Here is a 23,790-nt window from a genome sequence, read left to right as displayed (position 1 = left end):
CTGTCACATCAAAACAAATCAGAAAAATCAGTCAAGGTAAAGTCATCTGTCGGTTCTGAAGAAGATTCGAGAGGTTCAACTAGGGGAAGTCGGGCTGTGGTTCCTTCCCAATGAATTGCAGCGAAAAATTGACCGACTGGTAAGTTGAATGGGAGTTCTGTCAATGGCTCGATCGCAGCGGCTTTTTCCAACTGTTGAACTACCTGCGGCGTTGGAGCAATAGGTTGATCTTCCCAATTGCAGGTTGTGAAAAACGTTTGAACCGAAGAATATAGCCAATTCTGAGTACCTTGGAGGACGTTCTGTTCCAGCATTAGAGTCATCGGAGTTCTCCTGCTCTGAGCCGTTTTTCGATGTCTCTTGCAGTCGCGCCTTCATTCAGCCAAAAGGATGCTGCATCAATCCGTTCTTGTCCGCCAAGGAGAAACTTACAGTAGGTTTCGCCCATCGAATAGCACTGAATTTCGATGCAGCTAAGCTGTTTTTTCACCAATTCCGTAAAAAAGCCAGCAAACAATCCAGCATATAAAAAGCAAACTGGTTTACCCACATCCCCCAGCGTCCGCGCCACGGCTGAGTCAAATACACTGATGAACATGAATCCTTGTTTGCGATCGCCCAAATCCACTTCCCAGCGTCCCCAACCCTGGGCGGTAAACGACCACCACCAGGTTTCGAGCAAGAACATTAGATTGGTTTGACGCATTGGACGATCGTATTCTTTTTCAAACCATTTCTCGAAAAAGAACGCATCTTTTTGACCCCACTCATAGCCGATCGTGTACATCGTTGCCGCTGAAGCATCACCCACTTCTTCTTCGAGTCCTTCAACCAAACCAATGATGAAATCTTCAGAGGTGAGAATGTTTTGACTGTTGTTCCAATCAACGATCGTGCCTGTATCCGAATTGAATTGATAAAAGTCTTTGAATCCGTAGTGGTTATGTTTTTTCGGATTCTTGAGCTTTGCTGAGGTTTGATGAGAAAGTGCAATCGGCATAAGTTTTCTAGGGGGGTCAAGCAATAAGTAGCCAATCAGTGAAGCGACAACAGATGCGCTGATGGGTTTCAGTGTGCCCAGATTCGGAGTTTTGAAACTTTCCTGCTTCAAGTCTTCTACTCATGGGGAAGTTAGGAGCATCTCTCTGTCTAGAACGAAGCGAAAAGCTCGCTGCTAAACTGTTCCAAGCATCCGGCGATTCAATTCTAGAATCGGTAAAATCAAATTCGCTTCATTGACCGTTAAAACCTGTTTAATCACATCCTGCATTACTGTGTAAGTGACACCACAGCTTTTCTGAGCATTAAACGCCCGCATCATCGTCTGAAACCAAAAGAGAAACCGTTCCCGCATCGACTCTGGATCGTCAATCAGCATCGTAGCGGCAGAGTAGCGCAGAACTCGCACTGTATCGCGCTTCCATTTATTTGTTAAATCCTCGTTGCCCTGACGAAACAACATCGGATCGATCTCTCTCATTTTCGCTTGTACCTGCTGTATGATTACCGCTTCACAGGCTTGCAGCTTCTGATAGGTTTGGACGCGCAACTCATACGATCGAGCATACTCAATTAGAAAACGGAGTTCCTCATCGGTGGCGTAGCGTCCTTCGGTTTCTTGCGTTAACCGCTGGATCTGACTCAACATAGGCGTTATCGATTTAGAGTTGTTTGAAGCGTTCCCTGTTTCTTTGTGAATCTAAACGCTAGACGAATTCGAGAAGTAATTTGACGGATTGAAAGGGGTCGTGTCTTCGATTTTTTTCAGCATCGATCGGGTAATTAATTTTCCCGCTTCCACCAGAACTTGCCCGGTCAAAGGATGCAGGAGATCCTGTTCAGCTCTGCGACCAATTAGCGCTTCGATGTCTTTGATCGAGTTGACATACATTCCTGGAGGTAGCTCCACGACGACTCCACTCCCGATAACTCTCGCTTGACACGCCAATCGTGAATTCGGCTTACAAGAGGTGATCACTTCCAAAGTGCGCTGCTCACGTCGAGCGATTGGAGTCAAAGAAGCCATTCCATCCTTGACGTAGATATGACAAGTCGCGCACCTTCCATGCCCGCCACATTCTTTTAAGACATCTAAATCTTTGTTGAGAAGCACCGAGAGGAGATTCCCCATTGTTTCGATCTCGCTGTCTTGGGCGATCGGTTCAAGGCGTACCGTTTTCACCATAGTGTTTAGGGCAATAGTTTAGGGCAATAAAAGAGCTTTTTGGGTATCAGTGAGGGCGTGTTGTTCGACGAGGACGGCATAGTCGCGCACCGCTTGAGAACAGGGACGAATAAACTGAGCCACCCAAGCGCGAAACCAGTCGTGTTCTTGAGTGCTCACCGCCTGTTCTAACCTTGAGGATTCCCCAACAAAGCGGATCTGCCCCGATCGCTCGACCTGAAATTGCTCGAACCCGTTGCGTGTGGAACAAGTTTTCTTCAAATAGTTCACAATTACAGCAACTCCCAAGTATTGCTGGGTGAACTGACTCAGTTGATTAAAGGCATCCAGCAGGTCTTGTAGGGTTGGACGGGAAGGATCATCTGCAACGGATTCAGGAGCGATCGACTCGATGGCAATGCGCGATCGCAAGCTTCAACGACGTGAGTAAACTGATCGGTGATGTAGGACTGATCTTTGAGCACCAGGAGAATCATGTCTTGGGGCAGGCGGTGCAGCACCACTTGAGTTTGAGCGCACTGAAACTCAAGCACTTCATATTCAGTTGGGATAGTTTCGACAACTTGTAGAATGCCTTCAGCCAGCAATTGCGATCGTCCTTGAAAAATCTCAGGATGACTGCTGTAAAAAACTGGCTCAGACTGTCTACTAAATAGGGCGATTCCCGTGATTCCTGGTACATTCAGAAAGTCCTGAATAACTTCCTGGTTCATAGGCTGATTTGCTCATCGTTCTGTACAATACTTGCCACGTCAATCGCTGGAGGAAATTTGACTCAGCGCGATCGCGCAACTAAAGCTTGCCTATTTTTTTCCATTTTTGATTGTTCTTCATAATTGTTCACACTCTCTAGCTGGCTTCCCAGTTTAGAGTGAACGCATTGATCTCCCGGTGTAATTCAAGCTCCTCACACTTTAGGCTTAGCCGTATGTCTGACCTTCCTTTCACTCTCGATCAGTTACGTATTTTGAAGGCGATCGCGTCTGAGGGCAGCTTTAAGCGGGCTGCTGATAGCTTATACGTTTCTCAACCAGCAGTAAGTCTACAGGTTCAGAATTTAGAACGCCAGCTTGACGTGCCCTTATTTGATCGTGGTGGACGACGAGCGCAATTGACCGAAGCAGGACATTTGCTTCTAAATTATGGGGAGAAAATCCTAACGCTTTGTCAGGAGACTTGCCGCGCGATCGAAGATTTGCAGAATCTCCAGGGCGGGACGCTGATTATTGGCGCAAGTCAAACGACGGGAACCTATTTGTTGCCGCGCATGATTGGGTTGTTTCGACAGCAGTATCCGGATGTAGCGGTTCAGTTGCACGTCCACTCCACACGGCGAACCTCTTGGAGCGTGGCGAATGGTCAGATCGATCTGGCGATTATTGGCGGTGAGATTTCTCCTGAACTTCAAGACTCGCTTGAAATTATTCCCTATGCCGAAGACGAACTCGCGCTGATTTTGCCTCCGTCTCACCCTCTATCCCGCCTAGAAACGATCCAGAAAGACGATTTGTATCGTTTGCAGTTTATTGCCCTCGACTCTCAATCGACGATTCGCAAGGTGATCGACCAAGTTTTAGGACGCTGTGGCATTGAAACCCGCCGCCTCAAAATTGAGATGGAGCTGAATTCGATCGAAGCGATTAAAAACGCGGTTCAGTCTGGTTTAGGCGCGTCGTTTGTGTCGGTGTCTGCGATTGAGAAAGAGTTGCAAATGGGAATGCTGCATCGCGCCAGAATTGAAGATGTAGTTGTGAAGCGCAATCTCTCGGTGATTATTAACCCGACTCGATATCGATCGAAAGCTGCGGATGCGTTCTGCCGAGAAATTTTGCCAAAATTCACAAATCTGCCGCTGAAGTTCGAGCGCCCGACTCCTGCCTATCCAGAACCCCAAAGCCTGAAAGCGATGCTGCAAGCCGCGAGTAATCGAGCGATTTCTGAACTGGAATAAGGAAGTGCTCAGGCGATCGACGCTTGAGCATTCTGAACCTATCGGCGCGAAGATAGCGACATGACAATCCGCAGCACGTACCAAAATAGCAATGCCACCGATGCAAATAGCTCTAGGGAGGCTGCGACATATTGATGCGTCGCGTAATGGTGCATGACTTTTGAGGTGTCATACAGGATTGCAACCGAGGCAAAGAGCACCATTGCAACCGAGAAGATCAGCCCCAGCGTAAAGCCGAAGATCACGCTGCACAGAATCAGACCCAGCGCGATAAATCCACCGATCGTCAAAACACCACCCAAAAACGAGAAGTCTCTTTTTGTCGTCAGGGCAACCGCTGTCAGACCTGCAAACAAGAGCAATGTCAAAATTGCGGCAGTCGGAATCACGCTGGGATCAGAAAAGGTCGCGGCGATATAAAGAATCGGCGCAAAAATCAGGGCTTCTGCAATGACGTAGATTGCTAAACCTGTGTATTGCGTTTGTACAGAATCCGCTTTTGCAGCGAGCGATCGAGACAGCCAACCCAACAGCGCAAACGCTCCCAAAATCGCCAGCCAGGTAAATCGACTCGATGCGATAAACCCAGTAATGGCGGCGGCAATTCCAGACTGAAACAGCAGCACTTCAAGAGCAATGAACGCGCCCACGGCTCCAGCTAAGTGTAGATAGGTCTTCTGGATAAACTGGGCACGCTCTGTCGGTCGAGATTGAGCGACAGTCAGCATAAGCCTTTTTCCTCATGTTGAAACAACTTACCTGTCAGCTTAACGAACGCATACAAAATCGCGTTGAGTATAAGTGCGATTTCTATCAAATTGAGGACGATGGATCAATCAATCTACATACGATTGAAAGTATTAAGGATCGTTATTTTTTTATGCGATCGTCATCTAAATGTCACTGCATTTTCACATTTAAAAACTAGGTTAGAACAGCCACAATCTAACAAACATAAAGCTGTCCTGAAACTGTTAGAGCAAATTTTCTCGAACTCTCAAAAGCGTCACGTGGCGAGACTTCCGAGCGTTTAGCATCGCTAAAGAATCTAACTGGTAGAAATTACAACTCCTATTGTTAAAAATGGTACGGTTATCCCCCACGCGATTGTCTATTCATTCCCTCACAGACCCGTCATGATAAAAGAAGAATTTAACCGACCTTCAGTTCTATTTTGGATCGCTCTATGCCTCGCGTTTTGTTCTCTCAAGCGATATATTTTCTGAGATTTTCCCAGAAAGTCCTGCGAGGCTCTTTACTTTTGTTCGAGTTCGTCCTATTATTAAATTAAAGTCGAATTGACTTCGACATAGGAACCCAACTCTTACTTTTGTCGTCAGGTTTACAGCGTAGACCTTTACCCTATTTCCCTTCAGTTCAGGTTGTTCTCTTCCACATTCTGTGTTTAAGCGATTGCCTTCGTGATGCCTCAGTTTTGAGCGCACCTGCTTCTTAGTCTTTACCCTCGATCCATCAGAGTTTCGCCGCCCCAATCGTTTTCATTTCATGGAGTTGACTGCACATGGCTACTGCCAACACCAAATCTAAATCCGCTCCCAAGTCCACCTACAGCGCCGACATGGTGCGTACTTACCTGCATGAGATTGGTCGTGTGCCGATGCTGACCCACGAGCAAGAGATTCTCTACGGCAAGCAAGTGCAGCAGATGATGACGCTGCAAGAGAAGAAAGAGAAGCTTGCTAAGAAGCTCGGTTACGAGCCGACGCAGCAAGAGTTTTCTGAGCACGTTCATCTGAGCGATGCTGAGTTGACTGGCATCTTTACGCGGGGTCGTCGTGCCAAGCAGAAGATGATCGAAGCGAATCTGCGCCTGGTGGTGTCGATCGCCAAGAAGTATCAGAAGCGCAATCTTGAGTTTTTGGATCTGATTCAAGAAGGATCGCTGGGCTTGGAGCGCGGGGTTGAGAAGTTTGACCCGACTCGCGGCTATAAGTTCTCGACTTATGCGTACTGGTGGATTCGTCAGGCGATTACGAGAGCGATCGCTCAGCAAGCCCGCACGATTCGTTTACCGATTCACATCACCGAGAAGCTCAACAAGATCAAGCGTGTTCAGCGTGAGCTAGCGCAGAAGCTTGGACGGGCTGCGACTGCGGCTGAGATTGCCACCGAGTTAGAGCTTGAGCCGGATCAGATTCGTGAGTTTCTGATGATGTCACGTCAGCCGGTTTCGCTCGATCTGCGCGTCGGGGATAACCAAGATACCGAGCTTCAGGAGTTGTTAGAGGATAACGGCCCTTCGCCGGATATGCACTTGACTCAGGAGCTTTTACGCCAGGATCTTGAGACGTTGATGACTGACTTGACTCCGCAGCAGCGTGAAGTTCTGAGCCTGCGCTATGGTTTGCAGGATGGGTACGAGCTATCGCTGGCGAAGGTGGGCGATCGTTTGAATCTGAGCCGTGAGCGGGTTCGTCAGCTTGAGCGGCAAGCGTTGGATCATCTACGTCGTCGCAAAGCAAACGTTCGCGAGTATATTGCTAGCTAGTTTCGTTTCTCACATCAGATAAAAGGGGACATTGATCGATGCCCCCTTTTTCTTGTTTCGCTGCGTTCGGGCAGGTTGATGCCCCCTAAGTCCCCCACGAGTGGGGGACTTTAAGTGTGAGCTACTTTTTATGCAGTTAGAGTGATTTTGCTGCTACAGTTTCAGGTGCATAAACAACTACTGGAACACGTTTATAAGCCGGAGTGCCCGATCGTGGATCAACCTTCACCTTGAAAATAGCATTGACTTCGGGATAAAACATCATGGCTGCGCCCGATCGAATCATGCCGTAGATGATTTCAACTTGTTCGAGCTTACCTGCATCGCCTTGCACCGTAACGCGCTGATGCTCTCGAAATCCTGCCCGCTCTGCATCTGCTTGATTCATCAAAATACAATTACGGTGCGGCATAGCGCGATATTTATCTCCAGGCTTGTACACCACAGTATTGTGCTGTGCGTAGCTGCGTCCTGTACCTAAAATCAGCGTCAATCCGGGAGTTAAGTCTGGTAGACCAAAATCTTGTTTTGTTGGAATTGAGAGCCTTGGTAAAGGAGTGACAAACATTGAAGCTTTTCCGGTAGCTGTGGGGAACTTCGGCGTTGTAAACACGCGATTGGCGATCGTAAACTCTTCTTCGGTGTCATCGATTTCACCAATCTTTTCATAGCCTGGAATCGTTTGAGCAATCAACTGCCGCACATACTTTGTATCTTGAAGCTTGCGCCACTGGACTGGAGAATCTTGGAGGACGCGATCGGCAATTTCCGTTAAAAATTCCACTTCAGAAATCAACTCCGCATTTTTCAGATGAGTGTGACCTTCATCATTTAGGCGCACGAAGTTGTTGCCGGATTCAGCCGTCGTTTTATGAGGATTCTCAAACCGAGTGAGCACAGGAATGACGATCGTATTGTGGCGAGCGAGTCCGTGAAAATGTCCTAAGTTTGGCTTAGTTGCAACATAGAAGATAGTTTCGATGCTGCCGAGAGCGCGTTTTGCCTGAGTTAAATCAGGGTTTGCAGCATAGAGATTACCACCTAAACAGATTAAAGTATCGATCTGACCTGCATCTGCGGCTTCAATCAAGGCGCGAGTATCATAGCCCTGAATCCGGCTCAAAGGCTTTTGCAATAATTTCTCTAATGCTTGCTGAATCTCTTTCTTCAGGTGAATGGTGACACCCATTGATCCAAAGCCCTGCACATTCGAGTGTCCCCGAATCGGCATGGTTCCTGCCCCTTCTTTCCCCACATTGCCACTAATCAAGGCTGTATTGGCAATGCTATAGATGTTATCGACTCCATTTTCTTGTTGAGTCACACCCATTGCCCAAGCGAAAACGACTCCTTCTGAAGTGCCGATGAAATTTGCAGCGAGATCAATTTCAGGCTTAGACACTCCGCAGACTTCGGTGATGGTTTCCCAAGAAGTTGATTGGGCATAGTCAATCACCGCTTGCCATTGTTCTGTATAGGCTTCAAGAAAGTCTTGTTTCACTAAATTCTGCTCGATTAGTGCTTTTTGCAACCCCACGAACAATGCAACATCACTTCCGGGAATGGGTTGTAGATACAGTGAAGAAATGTCAGAGCCGCCCTTCAACATTGATTTAATCGGAAATGCAGGAGAACCGAATTTAACCAATCCAACCTCGATCGTAGGATTGATCACAATCACCTTACCGCCGCGATCGCGCAGTTGAATCAATTCATTCATCAATCGCGGATGGTTTGCAGGCGCATTTGATCCAATCAACACAACACAATCCGCTTTTTTCAGACTCTCTAAGCTCACCATTGATGTGCCGGAGCCAAACATATCTTTCAGCCCTACTGTCGAAGCAGAATGACACAAATCGGAACAATCGGCTAAGTTGTTCGATCCCAAAGCTCGCATCATCAATTGCAATAGATAGGCAGCTTCATTTGAAGATCGTCCTGAACTATAAGATGCCACTCGTTCTGGAGCTTTCTGAAAGGCTGCTTCTGCAATCTGGTAGACTTCATCCCAGCTAATGCACTCATAGCGGTTACTACCCTTTCTCAGAATCAGGGGATGACTTAAGCGCCCTAGATTGTTTGCTTCTTGAGAGGCTAAAGCTTGCAATTGAGCGATCGTATACTCTTGCTCAAAAGCCGTGGCAGGTTGTAGCTCAGACGCGATCGCTTCCACACTTTTGGCACATCGCTGCAACACTTCCCCGTCTTCGTTGACAAATCCACCTTTCTGTCCGCCAGTTCCCCAGGCACAGGACAAACACGCGCTTTTATGAAACAGCGTTTGCCAAATCTTGGCTCCATCCGGCGATAACGTTTGCTCTGCCCAATATTGCACGACTGCCATTCCACCGCCAGACTGAGGAGGTTTTTCTTGCGCCATGACCAAGTTTCCGAAATCGAGGTGTGTCCTTGATCCTAGCGTGTTTTTAAGCGGTCTCATTGCTGAAGCTAGAAGCCTCTATCATGAGACATACTCACTATATCGATTCGATCGACTCCGCCTTACGGCAAGCTACATTACCCCCTCTTCTGTTGCTCGCAACCCTCAATAGCCTCTCTCCAGCCAAGTTCGTCATGCTGAAGCAACTGCACTCTCACTCTATAAGCTACCAGAGTCGGTGAGACTGTATGCAGTTGAGGCAAAGCAAGTTCAGCCGCCTGCCGGACAAGAAGCGGTGCGTTGGCACCTTTAAGCTTCAAACATCTAGGCTTCAAACATCGCGCCGCGCTGGATCAAATCCCGCTTTGCATCTCTCGAAAACCAGCGGGAATCATTAAACCGCGTTCTCTCAACCTTTGTGCCCACAAGATTCGTATCAGACAATACTGCGCCTCGTAGATCTGCTCCAGTCAGGTCGGCTCCATACAAACTTGCCCCACTCAAGTCTGCATTGATCAAGTGTGCCCGCCGCAGCGTTGCGTAGCTTAAGTTCGTCTCACTCAGCTTCGTTCCATTCAAGTCTGCACTCGTTAATGTCGATCGTCGTACATCTGCATAGCTCAACTTCGCCTCGGTCAAAATTGCACCCGTCAGATTCGCACCATCTAAAGTGGCGTTCACCAAGACCGCACCCGTTAAATCTGCATTGATTAAGTTTGCTCCCGTCAGCGTCGCATCAGTCAGATTTGCATGTGCCAGATTACTACTAATGAGTCGCGCATCGGTTAAATCCGTGCTAATCAGGCTGGCTCTCACCAGCGTTGCTTCGATTAGATCTGCCCGTGCCATATTCTTCGATCGAAGATCGACCCCGCTCAAATCAATTCCTGAAAAGTCTTGAAGCGGGTTTAGTCCTGCGATTTCCGCAAGAATTAAGAAGTCGTCGGTTTCAGCCTTTGTAACTCGTTCAATTAAGTCTGAGAGAAGTTGAAGAGATTGCTCTTTGGTCATCATATTTGCCTTGCCTAACTGAGACCATCTGGGGACACAGGACGTTGCACAGTTAGGAATACAAAACGGCTCTGGTGCATTTCGCACAAAGCTTAGAAAGTCTATCAAGATTTGTGAAGGGTCGCCCGTTTCGAGTAATGGTAAAGACAACCCCAAACTCGCGAAAAGTTAGGAATCATAATATAGTATAGCCGAATCTCTTATATCTCGCTTGGGGCAAGGCAATATCGATCCACTGCTTTAGGAGAAACTAAGATTTAGCGATCGCTAGAGTTCTTTAGATGACGTGCGATCAGGGCATTAATCACAGCACGCTTGTTATTGCTTAAATTCTGCGGAATCAGCGCTTGAAGATCGCTGAATAGATCCGGTGACTGCTGATGCAATGGGCTTGCTGTAGCGATGGAAGCAGCTTGACCGTTGTGGTGGAAGGAAGACATGAGTAGGGTGGGGGTGAATAACTACAGTAGAGGGAATACAAGCAAGAGCAATACAGGCTCTGTCAATGGTGGCTCGACACATCGAGGTTAGTGATGGCGTGAGCATTATGCTCTTAATACTTCTAGTATACCTTTCGCAACTGCGAAATCGCATCCCCGCGGGCGTAGTGTCCGGTAAGTATTTTGAGCTGTCTGCTAATTCCTGGGTTAAGGATAGCATCGTCTTTCTAGGTGTGCTACCTGTATATGAAAATTTTTAATTGTGAAGCTTACTTCTCGGTGAGTGACCAGGAGCCGTCCCAGTCATCAGACGGCGGCGTTCTGAGCCAGTGCTGGCAGCGCTCCATGTGCAGAGATGCCGCTTTATCCGTATGGTCGATTTCTAGAACTGTTGCAAATTCTGCCACAGCGAAGGCAAATTTACGGTTCAAATAGTGCTGACGGGCGCTGTGATAGTGGTCGATGATGCGCTGCTTCTCGTCGGAAATTTTCTCTGATCGCAGCCCCACCAGTTCGTAAACGGCAACAGGCTTGTTTTTACCCTTGACTTTGATGAAATCGAGTTCTCGCGCCCAAACGCGATCGGCGCAAGGGCGATAAGTGGTCTCGCTCATGACGATATCGGTTCCATACAGCTTGCTTGCGCCTTCGAGCCGAGAACCGAGATTGACTCCATCACCGATCGCGGTAAATTCCATGCGTTTACTGCATCCAATATTGCCGCTAATCACCGTATCTGAATTGATGCCAATTCCGATCGAGATTGTCTGTTGATTACAGGCGCTTCTAGCTCGATTGAATGCCGTCAACCGATGGCGCATCTCTAGTGCGGTTTGGACTGCCATCCATTCGTGATCGTCTAAGGGTAAGGGCGATCCAAACACCGCCATAATCGCATCACCGATGTATTTATCGAGAATGCCTTTGTGCATGAAGACTGCTTCGACCATCGATTCAAAATACTGATTTAGCATCTCGACGACTTCTTCGGCTTTGAGCGTTTCGGTCAGCGTTGTATAGCTGCGAATATCCGAGAACAGCACAGAGACATCTTTGCGATCGCCGCCCATCTTTGCGGCATCAGGATTTTCGAGGAGCTGTTCTGCGAGTTCCTGGGTCATGTAGCGGTACATTGTGCTTTTGAGTCGCTTTTCGTCGCTGATGTCGTCCATCACAACGAGCGCACCCGATATGCGATGGTGGTCATTGGCATCGGCGATCGTGTTGATCGATAAGTTGATGCTGTGCTGTTCCTCGCCTCTAACGGGTTGTAGGGTTTGATCCGGATAGTATTGCTGACGGTTGCCTGTAATGGCTTGATTGAACCAGTTGTAGAAGCTGCCTTTTTCGAGTTGGATCAGTTGAGTAATCAGGTGTCCTTCGATCGCGTCTTCTTCACTCAGTCCCAGAAGTTTTTTGGCGCTTTCGTTCGCAGCAATGATCCTACCTTCTTTATCGGTGGAGATCACGCCATTGGTTAGCGATCGCAAGATGTCGCGCTGCATTTGTTCCTGCTGCTTGACGGTTTCAAACAGTCGAGCGTTTTGCAGGGCAACTCCAGCTTGAATATTGAACGTTTCCATAAATTCTTGATCGCTGCGGTTAAAGCTTGCTTTCCAGCGCTCCGGTGCTTTGGGGAAGTCTTTAGGGTCGTAGGAGGGGAAATCGCCTTGCTTGGTTTTGTTGACTAACTGAGTGACACCAATAAGTTCACCGTCAGCATTGCGAACGGGCATACAAAGCAGGCTACAGGTGCGATAGCCGTTGTCTTGGTCGGTTTTTTTAGCCGTTTCGGCTCCTGCTTGCTCGTACAAATCAAAAGGAATATTGATGACTTCGCCCGAAGCCGCGACTTGTCCCGCAAATCCAACGCCGATCGGTAAGCGCAATTCTTTCATTGCGCCTTCTACTGTAGGAATACGCGTCCAGATTTCATCGCGATCGCGATCAATCAACCAAAGCGTACTGCGATCGGCGTTCATTAAAGTTTTTGCCTCGTCCATCACTCGTTTGAGCGTGTCATCGAGGTCTAAGCTGCTCTGACTCAGCGATTGAGTTGCCTTGATCAAGGCATTGGCAGCCCGTTGTTTTTGGGTTGCAAGGTAGAACGATCGCGAAGATTCTAAAATCAGTCGAATCGAAGGTGCAAACTCTCGGAATAGTTCTTCATCGTGCGGGGTAAAGCCTTCGAGCGCAATTCGCTGATCGAGTGGAAGAGCACGATCGCAGCGGGATCGGAGCTTATTAATTAACTGAACTACTGCAACCAAGCCCCCTTCATCGTTCAGCAAGGGCATCGTTAGCATCGTGTAAGTTCGATAGCCCGTTTTGTTGAACTGAATTTTAGATTGGGTCGATCGAGGATCATCAAAAAAATCATAGGGAATATTCACCGGGCGCTTAAAGGTTGCCACTTCTCCAGCAATCCCTTGATCGGCGGGAAAACGAATTTCGATCGAACGTCCCCCTGATCCCTCTGTCACAGTTGTATAAAGTTCGTGCTTTTCCTCATCGAGCAAATAAATTGTCGTGCGATCGGCGTTGAGCAATTCCCCGGTTTTTGCGGTGATCGAATTCAGCATCTCCTCCAAAATTGTGTCAAACCCCTGCATATCCAGCATTGATAGGGTTTGATTGACGATTTTGAGCTTGTGTTCAACCTCGTGAACAACTTCTTTGAATTTCTCCTGAGTCAACGGTGCGAGAAATGAAGAAAACCTTCCTTTGGGAGCTAAGGCATGGTTTGAGGCGACGACAAGCCGCGATTCGCTAGAGGGGGGCGAGATCTTGCGGTCACGGCCATCAGACTGCATCGTTACGGGGCGGGGCGAATCGGGTAGATGCGAGGAAAAAGAGGTCATAGAACGGGGGGATCTGTTAGAGGAACTTGTACAGGCTCATGGTTTCGGAAAACGCAATGAACCGACGCGAAATCACAATCAGCAACTGTGCTCAGAGTTCCCTAAAGCTGAAAATTTGATGCGATTAAGGGCGAATTTTCTCAAAAGAATTACATTTGTATCTTAAAGAACGATCATTCCGATTCAGGACTCATTGCGGTGATCGTACTCAACCTGCCCATAATCGAGTTTGATCAGACGATCGCAGTACCCAAAGTAATGATCATCATGACTAATCACCCACACCGTCTTACCCCGATGCTTTAGCTTTGGTAAGAACTCGGTGTAGAACAATTCACGAAACGTAGGATCTTGATCCGATGCCCATTCATCAAACAGATAGATGGGGCGATCCTCAAGATATGCGGTTAGCAACGCTAGCCGCTTTCGTTGTCCTTGAGAAAGTTCAGTCGTTGAAAACTGACCATTGCGAATCTGAACTTTATGATCTAACTGCAACTGTTGCAGATAGCTCTGTGCTTCTTGATCTGTAGCATCTAAACCAAGTAGGCGATCGAAGAGATAAAAGTCAGCGAACACAGTCGAGAAGTGCTGCCGATACCATTCTCGATTCTCGTTTGTAATCGGAGTGCCATCGAGCAAAATAGCTCCTGATTCTGGTGCGTATAATCCAGTTAAAAGCTTTGCTAAGGTTGATTTACCACTACCGTTTCCACCCACAATAAACACAATTTCGCCTGCATTTAGCGTGAGATTGATGTCCCCTAGTTTGAACTGTGTATCTGCGGACTGATAGTAACTGTGAGCCACGTTATGAAGTTTAATCTGTCTCCAGTTCTGGGCGCTGGCTTCACCTGCAAACGTGACTGCCGCTGGATTATTTGCGGCTTCTGCACGATTTTTGAGTGATAGTCCCAAAGCTTCAATCTTCTGAAGTGAAACACTCGCTTGGCTAAGAATTGGCAGCTTTAGAATTAACTTATCCAACGGCAACGTTAGATAAGTAAACGTCAAAACATAGCCTGACAGCGTTTCGATCGGAATCGATAAAAGACTAGGAAGCGCAAACAGCAAAAAGCCGATCGCAAAGAAGAAAATCAGTTTGCCCCAACTCCCGGCGGACGCATACAAAATCAGTGCATAAATGTTATGGCGACGAAAAGAGGCTGAAGTCGTTTCTAGTTCTTGATTGAGGAAGACTTGACGGCGAGAAGAATGCAGCTTTAGTTCCTTGATACCATCAGTAATTGATCGGAAATGTCGAAACAAAGCGTCTTGATCTTCACGCGCATCAACCATCCGACGACGCGCTTGATTGAGTAACCATTGACAAGTTAAAAATGTGAATGCAAACAAGCCCATTACCATTGCAAACACAACCCAAGACAATGAGCCGATGAACACAAAACAGCCAACAACAGTTGCCAGCTCAATGCAAAGAAACGGGAACGACGAAACAGCCGTTGCTACCGCCTGCACATCTTCGGTTAAGGTTGCCATCATCCGAGCGTTTCCAAGCTGTTCTAGATGCCGCAGCTCAGACGATAGGATTTGGCGGCTTAGCTGCAATCGCAGATGAAATACTGCATCTTGTGCTAAACGAATCAGCACCACTTGAGAAATAACGCTCGTCACTAGAGATAGAATCGCCAGCCCAACAAACGCTCCTGCAATTTGCCCGATCGCTGCGTTCGGACTTCCCAGCGCCCGACTGATTAATGCAATTAATCCCGCACTACTCGCCCCACTGAGAAGCCCCATAAAAATCGCGATCGCGACTAATTTGGGAGAAGACCGGAGCAAGAAAGAAATCAATTGCATAGCAGGAGGTTCGGGTAAGGCTGATGAAGTAGACGCAAATTTGGGCAGTGTAGATTCAGCAAGTTTGTAACTTGGACGACTGCCCTTGTGTTTACAAAACCAACCTCTACTGCTCGATCACCCCTGAACGCTCCCACTTTGATTCGTGGGAACACGCAATCGATCCAGCTTGAATCGACACTGAAGGATCTGCCTCTGTATGATTTTGCGGCAGAATTAGACGTTTTGGGAACGGAGGTAGCGCGAGTCTTCGAGCAGCATTCGCTACTTCCGGGGGTCATTTTAACCGAACAAGGGCGCTTTGTGGGAATGTTACCGCGCCAAAGACTGCTGGAATATTTGCTGCGTCCTTACGGAGTTGATCTTTTTCTCGATAAGCCGCTTCGGGTTTTGCATAGCTACGATCGCGCCGTACCCCTAATTCTGAGCGGTGATACTCCGATTTTGAGTGCAGCACACCAGGCGTTGCGTCGTCCGTTTGAGCGCTTGAGTGATCCGATCGTTGTGCATCTCGATTCTGATCAGTACCGCATTCTCGATGTTCACGAATTGAATATTGCTTACTGGCAATTGCGGGGAATTGAGACGCAGGTCAGAATTGAGCGTCTCCAGCTTCAGATGGTTCAGAGTGAGAAAATGGCAAGCTTGGGGCGGCTTGTTGATGGGGTTTCGCACGAAATCCTCGATCCGGTGAGTTTTATCTGGGGGAACTTGAGCCACATTGCCGAGTACAGTCGGAGTTTGCTTGAGATTATCCAGGTGTATGAGAAATATGTGATTCAAGTTCCGCAAAAGATCACGGATTTGAAGGAAGAGATCGAGTTCGATTACATTTGCGAGGATTTGCCGAAAACGCTTGACAGCATTAGAACAGGGGCAGAACGCCTTTCTCGATTAGCAAATAGTCTACAAAATTTCTGTCACATCGATGAGGTGTATCCGCGCCCCGCAAATTTACATGATTGTCTGGATTCAGTGTTACTTCTGTTGAAGAGCCGCCTGACGAGTAGTATTCAAGTTGTGAAGCATTACGGACACCTCCCGCCGATTCCTTGCTTTATTAGTCAGCTTAGCCAGGTGTTCATGAATATTTTGAATCGATCGATCGATGCTCTGCTCAATCAAGCGGCTCGATGTGAGCTGGAGTCTTGCGAATCCCCGAAAATTACAATTTTGACCGAAGTGTGTTCGCTCGACGGATCGGGGCAGCGCTGGGTTTCGGTTCAGATTTCCGACAGCAATCCTGAGATATCGATCGAGACGCAAAATCAATTATTGAATGCGTTTTCAACAGATTTGGCACAAGAAACCAGCTTAGCGATGAGCTACCGCATCGTTACAGGCAGACATGGCGGGAAGTTCCGCGTCTACTCTAGTATTGAGCCAGAGTTCCGCGGGACGGTGTTTGAGATCTTATTGCCCCTGAATTAAGAGAGTGGAGCGCGTTCTCAAGGGGCATAGGAGAGTGAGAGCGATCGCTAGCTTCGTTGATGATGGGGATGATTCTCCCAATCGAAGCCCTCATTGCGCTGAGGTGCAGCCCAAGTGATTTTGCCGCGTAGCGTATCCATCAAGGTTAGTCTGACGACGCTGGATAGATTTTGCCAGGACAAATCCTCACAGCGGAGGAGCTGCCTGAGTTCTTGCAGCGCTGTTTCGGAGGGATTGTCAAAGGCGAGGGGACTATCTGCATAGAGAGGGTCGCGCTGGACTGCCACGATTCCCTGGCGGACAGCAGTGGCAATTTGCGCTTGCATTTCTCCTTTGCCTCGCTTCCACTGGCGCTGCCAGCCCCGCTTGCTTGTGGCATACAGGGCTGGCAGCCGATTGAGGGCGAAAGCGGCAACTTCAGAGGGGTTCGTTTGGCGAGCAACCTTGTACGGAAGGGAGCCGAGCTGATTTGTAACTTCTTCGGCAACCAAGATTTCCATGACGTTAACTGAAGCTTCGATGCGAGAAGAAGGAGGTTTAGTCGGAGCAGGGTCAGTGTGAGAATTCGATAGACCGGGCATAATGATGGATTGAGTAGTATGTATAAAGCATTACTCTCAATCGCGATTGAAACAACAACAGGTGTACCAACCTTGCAGAATTTTTATCTGCGAGGCTGGCTTGATAAAGTATTAATGTTGACAACGGAAAATTAATACTCCGTGCAGCTAGCTTTTGACGATCGCTCCGAAGTCCGCTAACACTCTTGCATGGTTTCGCAGCACTCCCAACAGGTTTAAACGATTCTGTTTGATGTCAGGATTAGAGTCCATCACCAGTACGCTGTCTTCACCATCGAAGAACGCACTAACTGTGGGCGCAATTTGGCTCAAGGCTTCAACCAGCTTGGTATAGTCGGCTTGACCTTGCATCGTTTGATTTAACTGCTGAAGTGCAGCAAAGAAGGCTTTCTCTGAGTTTTTCTCAAACAGTTCAGGACGAATGACTGGAACCGGATCAAGCTGCTGCTTGTCCAGGGTTCCCTGAACTGCGAGACGAGAAGCACGATTGACAGTTTCGTAGATAGCAGCGAGGCGTTGATCGGTGCGGATTGCTTGCAGAAATTCGGCTCGATCGCGCACATCTAATAAATTCTGTAATGCTCGTGCGGTGTAATCTGGATCGTTTTCACCCAAGACTGCATTCACCAGGTCGTAATCGATGCCTCGCTCATCTTTTAGCAGTGTTTCAATTCGCTGTAAGAAGAAGTCTTTTAGCTGTTTAAGCAGATCTGCTGCTGGAAGTTTCTGAACTTGGGCATAGTTCGCACTGAAGCTAGAGACAGCCTGTTCTAATAGCTGATTGAGGTCGAGTTCTAAGTTTGCTGCCCAGGTGATGTTGACGATCGCAGTTGCTGCCCGTCTGAGTGCAAACGGATCAGATGAGCCAGTTGGAATCAGACCTAAGCCGAAAATACAGACTAAGGTATCGAGACGATCGCTAATTCCTACAATCTGCCCTGCTAAAGTTTGCGGCAAATCGTCGCCTGCGCCGCGCGGTAAGTAGTGTTCATAGATTGCGGTCGCGACTGCTTCGGATTCACCACAGGCGATCGCGTATTTTTGTCCCATTATACCTTGAAGCTCTGGAAATTCACCGACCATTTGAGTGACGAGATCGGCTTTGCAAAGGAGTGCAGCTTGTTCGACTGAGGCACGATCGGCAACGTTTAACTGAGCGCAAAGTTGAGCCGCAATGCCGATGATGCGATCAGCCTTTGATCTCACTGATCCAAGGTCAGCTTGGAAAGTTACGGTTTCGAGTTTGGGAAGATAGGCTTCGAGGGGAATTTTGCGATCGGCATCAAAAAAGAACTTTCCATCTGAGAGCCGCGCTCGGATGACTCGCTCATTTCCGGATGCAATGATGTCTGCTTTCTTTGGATCGCCATTTGAGGCAGTAATGAAATAAGGCAAAAGTTCAGGACTATCCGATTTGCGAACTGGGAAATAGCGTTGATGGCTTTCCATTTCGGTGGTGATGACTTCTGCGGGAAGCTCTAAGAAGTCTGCATCGAATTTACCCACAACAGCAGAAGGATATTCGACTAAGTTAGTCACTTCGCGCAACAAATCAGGATCAATAATCGCCACACCATTGATCTGTTTTGCAGCATCTTCCGCTTGCTGTTTGATCAGTGCTTGGCGATCGTTCGGGTTCACTTCCACAAACGCAGACTTTAACGCTGAAACATAAGATTCTGGATTCGGAATCGAAATCGAATCGGGATGCAGAACGCGATGACCCCAGGAAATACGATCGCTCTTGTACTGAATCGAATTGCTGGTGATTTCGATCGGCAAAACTTCGCGATCGAGCAATGTCACTAGCCAGCGAATCGGGCGCGAGAACCGTAAATCTCCATCGCCCCACCGCATAAAGCGCTTTCCTTCAAGTTGCGTAATCCACTGCGGAATCAGTTCTGTGAGAATTTCTGCAATGGCGCGACCTTTAATCGTTTTCTTGACGAAGATAAATTCGCCTTTTTCAGTCGGACGAATCTCGAATGCGTCGATCGACACTCCTTGTTTCTGAGCAAATCCTTCTGCGGCTTTGGTCGACTTGCCGTCTTTGAATGCGGCTTGTGCGGGAGGCCCTTTGATTTCTTCTTCTTGATCCGGCTGCTGAGCAGATAAGCCTCCAATCACGATCGCTAATCGTCTCGGTGTGCCATAAAACTGAATCGAATCAGATGCCAAATTTAACTCGCTAAGCTGTTTGGGGATGCGCGATCGCCATTGCGACAATGCTTCATCGACAAAGCTTGCGGGGAGTTCTTCGGTTCCAACTTCGAGTAAAAATGACGGCATAACAAAAGCGCGATCGCAATAATCAATTTCACCAGTTTACCGTGGGACAGGAAATCGAGATGAGTCAATCGCAAGAAGAATGTCAGAATTGATCGCCCTCGTTAGACTTAAAGAAATGTTACAAGGGGAATTCTCGTGGCTACTGAATCGATTTCATTAGGCAGAACGAGTCTGACGGTTCCGCCGCTCTGTATTGGAACTTGGGCTTGGGGTGATTCGCTGTTCTGGAGTTATGGCAAAGATTACAACGAAGCCGATCTGAAGCAGGCGTTTGAAAATGCTATCGCGTCAGGTGTGACTTTCTTTGATACGGCTGAGATTTACGGGTTAGGTAAGTCTGAGCAATTTTTAGGTCAGTTTATGCGGCAGACTGATCAGCCTGTTCAAATCGCGACCAAATATATGCCGTTACCCTGGCGGTTTAGCGCTCAAGCCGTACATGATGCGGTGACAGAAAGCCTCAAGCGCTTAGGAGTCAGTTCGATCGCACTGTATCAAGTGCATATGCCGTTTGACTTTTTCATGGGTAAGAAAACGCTGATGGAAGCACTTGCTGAGGAAGTCAAGCAAGGTAGAATTGGCGCGATCGGGGTGAGCAACTATTCCGCCGATCAAATGCGAGAGGCACAAGGGTATCTGGCGGCAAAAGGGGTTCCGTTAGCGGTAAATCAGGTGCGCTATTCCCTGCTACACCGGGGAATTGAAGTCAACGGAATTCTGGCGACCGCTAAAGAGTTGGGCGTAACAATTCTCGCCTATAGTCCACTTGCACAAGGTTTACTCACCGGAAAATATAAGCCCGAAAATGCTGATTCTGTCACTGGAGCGCGAAAGCTCGATCCGAAATTTAGTCGTCAGGGCTTGGAAAAACTGATGCCTTTGATCGATCGTCTCACCGAAATCGGCGCGAAGCACGATCGAACTCCAGCGCAAGTTGCCCTAAATTGGTTGATTGCTCAGGGAAATGTAATTCCAATTCCGGGTGCGAAAAATGCGAGTCAGGCAAAACAAAACGCAGGCGCGATCGGTTGGGATTTGGAGCCAGAAGAAGTAACGCAGCTTGATTTGCTGACGCGATCGTATCAGAAGTAATACCGAATCAATTTGTTAATGCTATAGATCCTTCGCCCCCTAAATCCCCCTTTCTGGGGGACTTTGAGAATCTGAGCCAGTTTGGGCTTGAAGTCCCCCACGAGTGGGGGATTTAGGGGACTTCCAAGATCTGTAGCACTCAAAGATCAATTTGGTGTAAAGGCTGCGACATACAACGAGGGGCAGAAGCTTCACTAGAGAAGCTCTGCCCCATTTAGAGGTGCTTGTTCGATTAGACAGCAAACCGCTCACTAAGGCTTCAGCACCACTTTGATACAGTTATCTTTCTTCTGTTTGAAGATCTCATAACCATGCGGAGCTTGATCCAAAGGTAACGTGTGTGTGATCACAAAGGACGGATCAATGTCGCCGCGCTGAATGTGTTCAATCAAAGGTTTGAGATAACGATGCACATGGGTTTGTCCCATTTTGAACGTTAGCCCTTTGTTAAACGCCGCTCCCATCGGAATCTTATCGAGGAAACCGCCATACACACCCGGAATCGAAACCGTTCCACCTTTGCTACAAGCAACCAGCGCTTGACGCAGCGCGATCGGTCGATCGGTCTCCAGTCGAGCGGCTTGCTTGACTCGATCCGCCCAGTAATCGATGCTGGTTCCGTGTGACTCTAAGCCTACTGCATCAATCACAGAATCCGGCCCGCGTCCGCCCGTCATCTCTTTCAGCGCGTCCCCGACATCAACTTCCTCATAGTTCAGCACTTCCGCACCGCACTGAGTTTTCGCCATTTCTAAGCGTTCGGGCACTCGGTCGATCGCGATTACTCGCTCTGCGCCTAACAGAAACGCACTCTTAATCGCAAACTGACCCACAGGGCCACAGCCCCAAACCGCAATGGTGTGTCCCGGTTTGATGTCGCAATGTTCTGCTGCCATGTATCCGGTTGGGAAAATGTCAGTCAAGAACAGCACTTGTTCATCAGTCAGTTCCGGCGGAACTTTGAACAACCCGGTATCAGCAAACGGAACCCGTGCATACTCAGCCTGTCCACCTGCATACCCGCCAAAGAAATGCGAATAACCAAACAATCCAGCCGGAGAAGTTCCATACAAAGGCTCAATCATCCAGGCGTTTGGATTTGAGTTATCGCACAGCGACCAGAGATCGGTTTGGCAAAAGTAGCAATTGCCACAGGCGATCGTAAAAGGAACTACGACACGATCGCCAATGTTGAGATTCTTGACCGCAGACCCTAGTTCAACAATCTCGCCCATGAATTCATGACCGAGAATATCACCAGATTGCACAGTTGGAATAAAACCATCGTAGAGGTGGAGATCAGAGCCACAGATCGCAGTTGATGTGATCTTCACGATCGCATCACGCGGATTCAAAATCTTTGGATCAGGAACATTGTCAACGCGAACATCGAGCGCACCATGCCAGCACAAAGCTCTCATTTATCTGTCCTCTTCAAAAACTTTGGTTTCACGACCGCGCTGATAGTATCCAGGCTCTTCTTTAACGAGAACTTTTCCGTCGGGTTCAACGGTTTCTTGGCGCTTTCCGAGAAACTCTTTGGTCGAAGGCGCAAGCGGTTCATCTAGATTCAGCTTTTCTTTGACGTTCTCAGCCGCGTCTTTGATGCCTTCTTTGATATCCGCGATCGGATTCGTGTTACCTTTGGCATCGATCGCGGGGCTACCTTTGCGGACTTCTTTCGCCGTGTTTAGAGCTTCATTGTTGCGAAGCTTTTCGGAAGAATCTGCTTCTCTAAGCTTTTGTCCGGCTTCTTGCAGGCTATTCGCATCGCGCATGATGTTTTGAGCTTCTTGAGGTGCGATCGCAGCCTGAGCCGGAACCAAGAATAGTGTTAGTGATAGGACAACACTCAGAATAATAGTTGAGAAAATCTTGCGTAGGTAGTTCATTGTTACGGTTTCAGAAGAATTTTGATACATTTATCGGTCTTGTGCTTGAACATTTCATAAGCCTGCTTCGCTTCGGTAAGCGGCATATGATGTGAGAAAGCAAATGCTGGATCAATGTCACCCTTGAGGACATGATCAATCAGCTTGGGCATATAGCGCTGTCCGTGCATTTGTCCCATCTTGAAGGTCAGACCCTTGTTAAAGGCAGCGCCCATCGGTAACTTATCGATGAATCCGGCATACACACCCATTACCGAAATCACACCACCTTTGCGACAGGCAACAATCATTTGGCGCAGAATGTGGGGTCGATCGGTTTCCAGCCGAACGCTCTGTTTCACTTCGTCGTACAGTCCCATCAATCCGGTTCCATGCGCTTCTAGCCCGACCGCATCGATACAGGCATCCGGCCCGCGTCCGCCTGTCATTTCTTTCAGTGCATCGCCTGCATCAACTTCTTCGTAGTTGATGATTTCTGCGCCACATTGGACTTTTGCCATTGCTAAGCGTTCTGGGAAGCGATCAATCCCAATCACTTTCTCTGCGCCCAACAGATATGCACTTCTAATCGCAAACAATCCAACCGGGCCACATCCCCAAACTGCAACGACATCTCCGGGCTTGATATCACACATATCTGCGCCCATGTATCCAGTCGGGAAAGCATCCGAAATCGGTAATGCTTGCTCATCAGTCATGCCATCGGGAACTTTAACACAGCCATGATCGGCAAACGGAATGCGAACATACTCAGCCTGTGCGCCAGCATATCCACCAAAGAGATGTGAATATCCGAAGATTCCGGCGGTGCTATAACCGAATATAGGTTCTTGCAGTGCGCCACCTGGGTTGGAGTTATCACAGAGCGACCATTGTTGGTGTGAGCAAAAGTGACACTGACCGCAACCAATGATCGAAGAGACGACGACACGATCGCCCTTCTTTAGCTTCTTCACTTCGCGCCCAGTTTCGACGATTTCGCCCATGAATTCATGCCCAATGATGTCACCGGGCTGCATTGAGGGGATATAGCCATCATAGATGTGTAGATCTGATCCGCAAATTGTGGTGGCGGTCACTTTGAGGATGGCGTCTCTTGGATTCAGAATGGTTGGGTCAGGGACATTATCAACGCGAACATCATTCGCGCCATGCCAACATACAGCTTTCATCGTTAATTGTGTGTTAAGTGAACTGAGAGATGGGTTTGCTTCGGTTGGGGCGGCTTCTTGCCCCCTAAATCCCCCATGAATGGGGGAATTTGAGAGTCGGAGAACTTACTGAGCATAGAAAACTACTTTTCCTTAAAGTCCCCTACTTGTGGGGGACTTAGGGGACTACCCG

The 23,790-nt window shown here is 48.2% G+C and carries 20 protein-coding genes; 4 read left to right on the top strand and 16 right to left on the bottom strand.

All coding sequences use genetic code 11. The features are described 5' to 3' along the window. Positions 1 to 8: 8 nt before the first annotated feature. The 6 genes from NC980_RS04205 to NC980_RS04180 all read right to left on the bottom strand — a co-directional run bounded on the left by NC980_RS04205 (position 9) and on the right by NC980_RS04180 (position 2,898). Complete coding sequence (locus NC980_RS04205; RefSeq protein WP_190379869.1) at positions 9 to 323, bottom strand: hypothetical protein; 315 nt, start codon at positions 321 to 323, stop codon at positions 9 to 11. Further along, positions 320 to 1,000 (bottom strand): V4R domain-containing protein, encoded by a 681-nt coding sequence (locus NC980_RS04200; protein WP_190379868.1) that lies wholly within the window; start codon positions 998 to 1,000, stop codon positions 320 to 322. Before NC980_RS04200 ends, NC980_RS04205 begins: the two co-directional genes overlap by 4 nt. 174 nt (positions 1,001 to 1,174) lie before the next feature. Next, positions 1,175 to 1,648 (bottom strand): phycobilisome protein, encoded by a 474-nt coding sequence (locus tag NC980_RS04195; RefSeq protein ID WP_190379867.1) that lies wholly within the window; start codon positions 1,646 to 1,648, stop codon positions 1,175 to 1,177. 51 nt (positions 1,649 to 1,699) lie between these two features. Then, a complete protein-coding gene (locus NC980_RS04190; RefSeq protein WP_190379866.1) occupies positions 1,700 to 2,185 on the bottom strand; it encodes a 2Fe-2S iron-sulfur cluster-binding protein in 486 nt (161 codons plus the stop codon). Between the two features lie 18 nt (positions 2,186 to 2,203). Continuing rightward, positions 2,204 to 2,455, bottom strand: coding sequence for a hypothetical protein (locus tag NC980_RS04185; RefSeq protein WP_190379865.1), 252 nt, complete (start codon positions 2,453 to 2,455; stop codon positions 2,204 to 2,206). Between the two features lie 38 nt (positions 2,456 to 2,493). Further along, a complete protein-coding gene (locus NC980_RS04180) occupies positions 2,494 to 2,898 on the bottom strand; it encodes a hypothetical protein (RefSeq protein WP_190379864.1) in 405 nt (134 codons plus the stop codon). Positions 2,899 to 3,113: 215 nt separating this feature from the next. Here NC980_RS04180 and NC980_RS04175 point away from each other — a divergent pair, with 215 nt between their 5' ends. Next, the gene (locus NC980_RS04175) at positions 3,114 to 4,136 is read left to right on the top strand and encodes a LysR family transcriptional regulator (RefSeq protein ID WP_190379863.1); all 1,023 of its coding nucleotides are present in this window, start codon (positions 3,114 to 3,116) and stop codon (positions 4,134 to 4,136) included. A gap of 38 nt (positions 4,137 to 4,174) precedes the next feature. On the opposite strand, the gene NC980_RS04170 is transcribed toward NC980_RS04175, so the two are convergent. Then, complete coding sequence (locus NC980_RS04170) at positions 4,175 to 4,864, bottom strand: Bax inhibitor-1 family protein (RefSeq protein ID WP_190379862.1); 690 nt, start codon at positions 4,862 to 4,864, stop codon at positions 4,175 to 4,177. Between the two features lie 794 nt (positions 4,865 to 5,658). Here NC980_RS04170 and NC980_RS04165 point away from each other — a divergent pair. Continuing rightward, positions 5,659 to 6,645 (top strand): RNA polymerase sigma factor, RpoD/SigA family, encoded by a 987-nt coding sequence (locus tag NC980_RS04165; RefSeq protein ID WP_190379861.1) that lies wholly within the window; start codon positions 5,659 to 5,661, stop codon positions 6,643 to 6,645. Positions 6,646 to 6,781: 136 nt separating this feature from the next. On the opposite strand, the gene NC980_RS04160 is transcribed toward NC980_RS04165, so the two are convergent. The 4 genes from NC980_RS04160 to NC980_RS04145 all read right to left on the bottom strand — a co-directional run bounded on the left by NC980_RS04160 (position 6,782) and on the right by NC980_RS04145 (position 15,161). Continuing rightward, a complete protein-coding gene (locus NC980_RS04160) occupies positions 6,782 to 9,028 on the bottom strand; it encodes an FdhF/YdeP family oxidoreductase (protein WP_190379860.1) in 2,247 nt (748 codons plus the stop codon). 324 nt (positions 9,029 to 9,352) lie between these two features. Beyond that, positions 9,353 to 10,189, bottom strand: a complete 837-nt coding sequence (locus NC980_RS04155; RefSeq protein WP_190379859.1) for a pentapeptide repeat-containing protein — start codon at positions 10,187 to 10,189, stop codon at positions 9,353 to 9,355. Between the two features lie 559 nt (positions 10,190 to 10,748). Beyond that, positions 10,749 to 13,340, bottom strand: a complete 2,592-nt coding sequence (locus NC980_RS04150; RefSeq protein WP_190379857.1) for an adenylate/guanylate cyclase domain-containing protein — start codon at positions 13,338 to 13,340, stop codon at positions 10,749 to 10,751. Between the two features lie 183 nt (positions 13,341 to 13,523). Then, entirely contained in the window at positions 13,524 to 15,161 is a 1,638-nt protein-coding gene (locus NC980_RS04145; RefSeq protein WP_190379856.1) for a cyclic peptide export ABC transporter, read from the bottom strand. 87 nt (positions 15,162 to 15,248) lie between these two features. Here NC980_RS04145 and NC980_RS04140 point away from each other — a divergent pair, with 87 nt between their 5' ends. Beyond that, positions 15,249 to 16,592, top strand: a complete 1,344-nt coding sequence (locus NC980_RS04140) for an ATP-binding protein (RefSeq protein ID WP_190379855.1) — start codon at positions 15,249 to 15,251, stop codon at positions 16,590 to 16,592. Between the two features lie 47 nt (positions 16,593 to 16,639). On the opposite strand, the gene NC980_RS04135 is transcribed toward NC980_RS04140, so the two are convergent. Together NC980_RS04135 and glyS are read right to left on the bottom strand one after the other, a co-directional pair. After that, on the bottom strand, positions 16,640 to 17,173 hold the full coding sequence (locus NC980_RS04135; RefSeq protein WP_199298786.1) for a late competence development ComFB family protein: 534 nt from the start codon (positions 17,171 to 17,173) through the stop codon (positions 16,640 to 16,642). A gap of 147 nt (positions 17,174 to 17,320) precedes the next feature. Further along, the gene (gene glyS, locus NC980_RS04130; protein WP_190379854.1) at positions 17,321 to 19,462 is read right to left on the bottom strand and encodes a glycine--tRNA ligase subunit beta; all 2,142 of its coding nucleotides are present in this window, start codon (positions 19,460 to 19,462) and stop codon (positions 17,321 to 17,323) included. Between the two features lie 135 nt (positions 19,463 to 19,597). Here glyS and NC980_RS04125 point away from each other — a divergent pair, with 135 nt between their 5' ends. Next, a complete protein-coding gene (locus NC980_RS04125; protein WP_190379853.1) occupies positions 19,598 to 20,554 on the top strand; it encodes an aldo/keto reductase in 957 nt (318 codons plus the stop codon). Between the two features lie 251 nt (positions 20,555 to 20,805). On the opposite strand, the gene NC980_RS04120 is transcribed toward NC980_RS04125, so the two are convergent. The 3 genes from NC980_RS04120 to NC980_RS04110 are packed head-to-tail and all read right to left on the bottom strand — an operon-like array spanning position 20,806 to position 23,618. Continuing rightward, positions 20,806 to 21,975, bottom strand: a complete 1,170-nt coding sequence (locus NC980_RS04120; protein WP_190379852.1) for a zinc-dependent alcohol dehydrogenase — start codon at positions 21,973 to 21,975, stop codon at positions 20,806 to 20,808. Beyond that, positions 21,976 to 22,446, bottom strand: coding sequence for a hypothetical protein (locus NC980_RS04115; RefSeq protein ID WP_190379851.1), 471 nt, complete (start codon positions 22,444 to 22,446; stop codon positions 21,976 to 21,978). It lies immediately after the preceding gene. A gap of 2 nt (positions 22,447 to 22,448) precedes the next feature. Beyond that, positions 22,449 to 23,618, bottom strand: a complete 1,170-nt coding sequence (locus NC980_RS04110; RefSeq protein WP_190379850.1) for a zinc-dependent alcohol dehydrogenase — start codon at positions 23,616 to 23,618, stop codon at positions 22,449 to 22,451. Between the last annotated feature and the right edge of the window lie 172 nt (positions 23,619 to 23,790).

The sequence above is a fragment of the Leptolyngbya sp. AS-A5 genome (genome assembly GCF_039962495.1).
In the GTDB taxonomy this organism is placed as follows: Bacteria; Cyanobacteriota; Cyanobacteriia; order Leptolyngbyales; family Leptolyngbyaceae; genus Leptolyngbya.
Note: the sequence above shows the minus strand (reverse complement) of the source record. Positions and strands in the feature narration are given on the sequence as shown.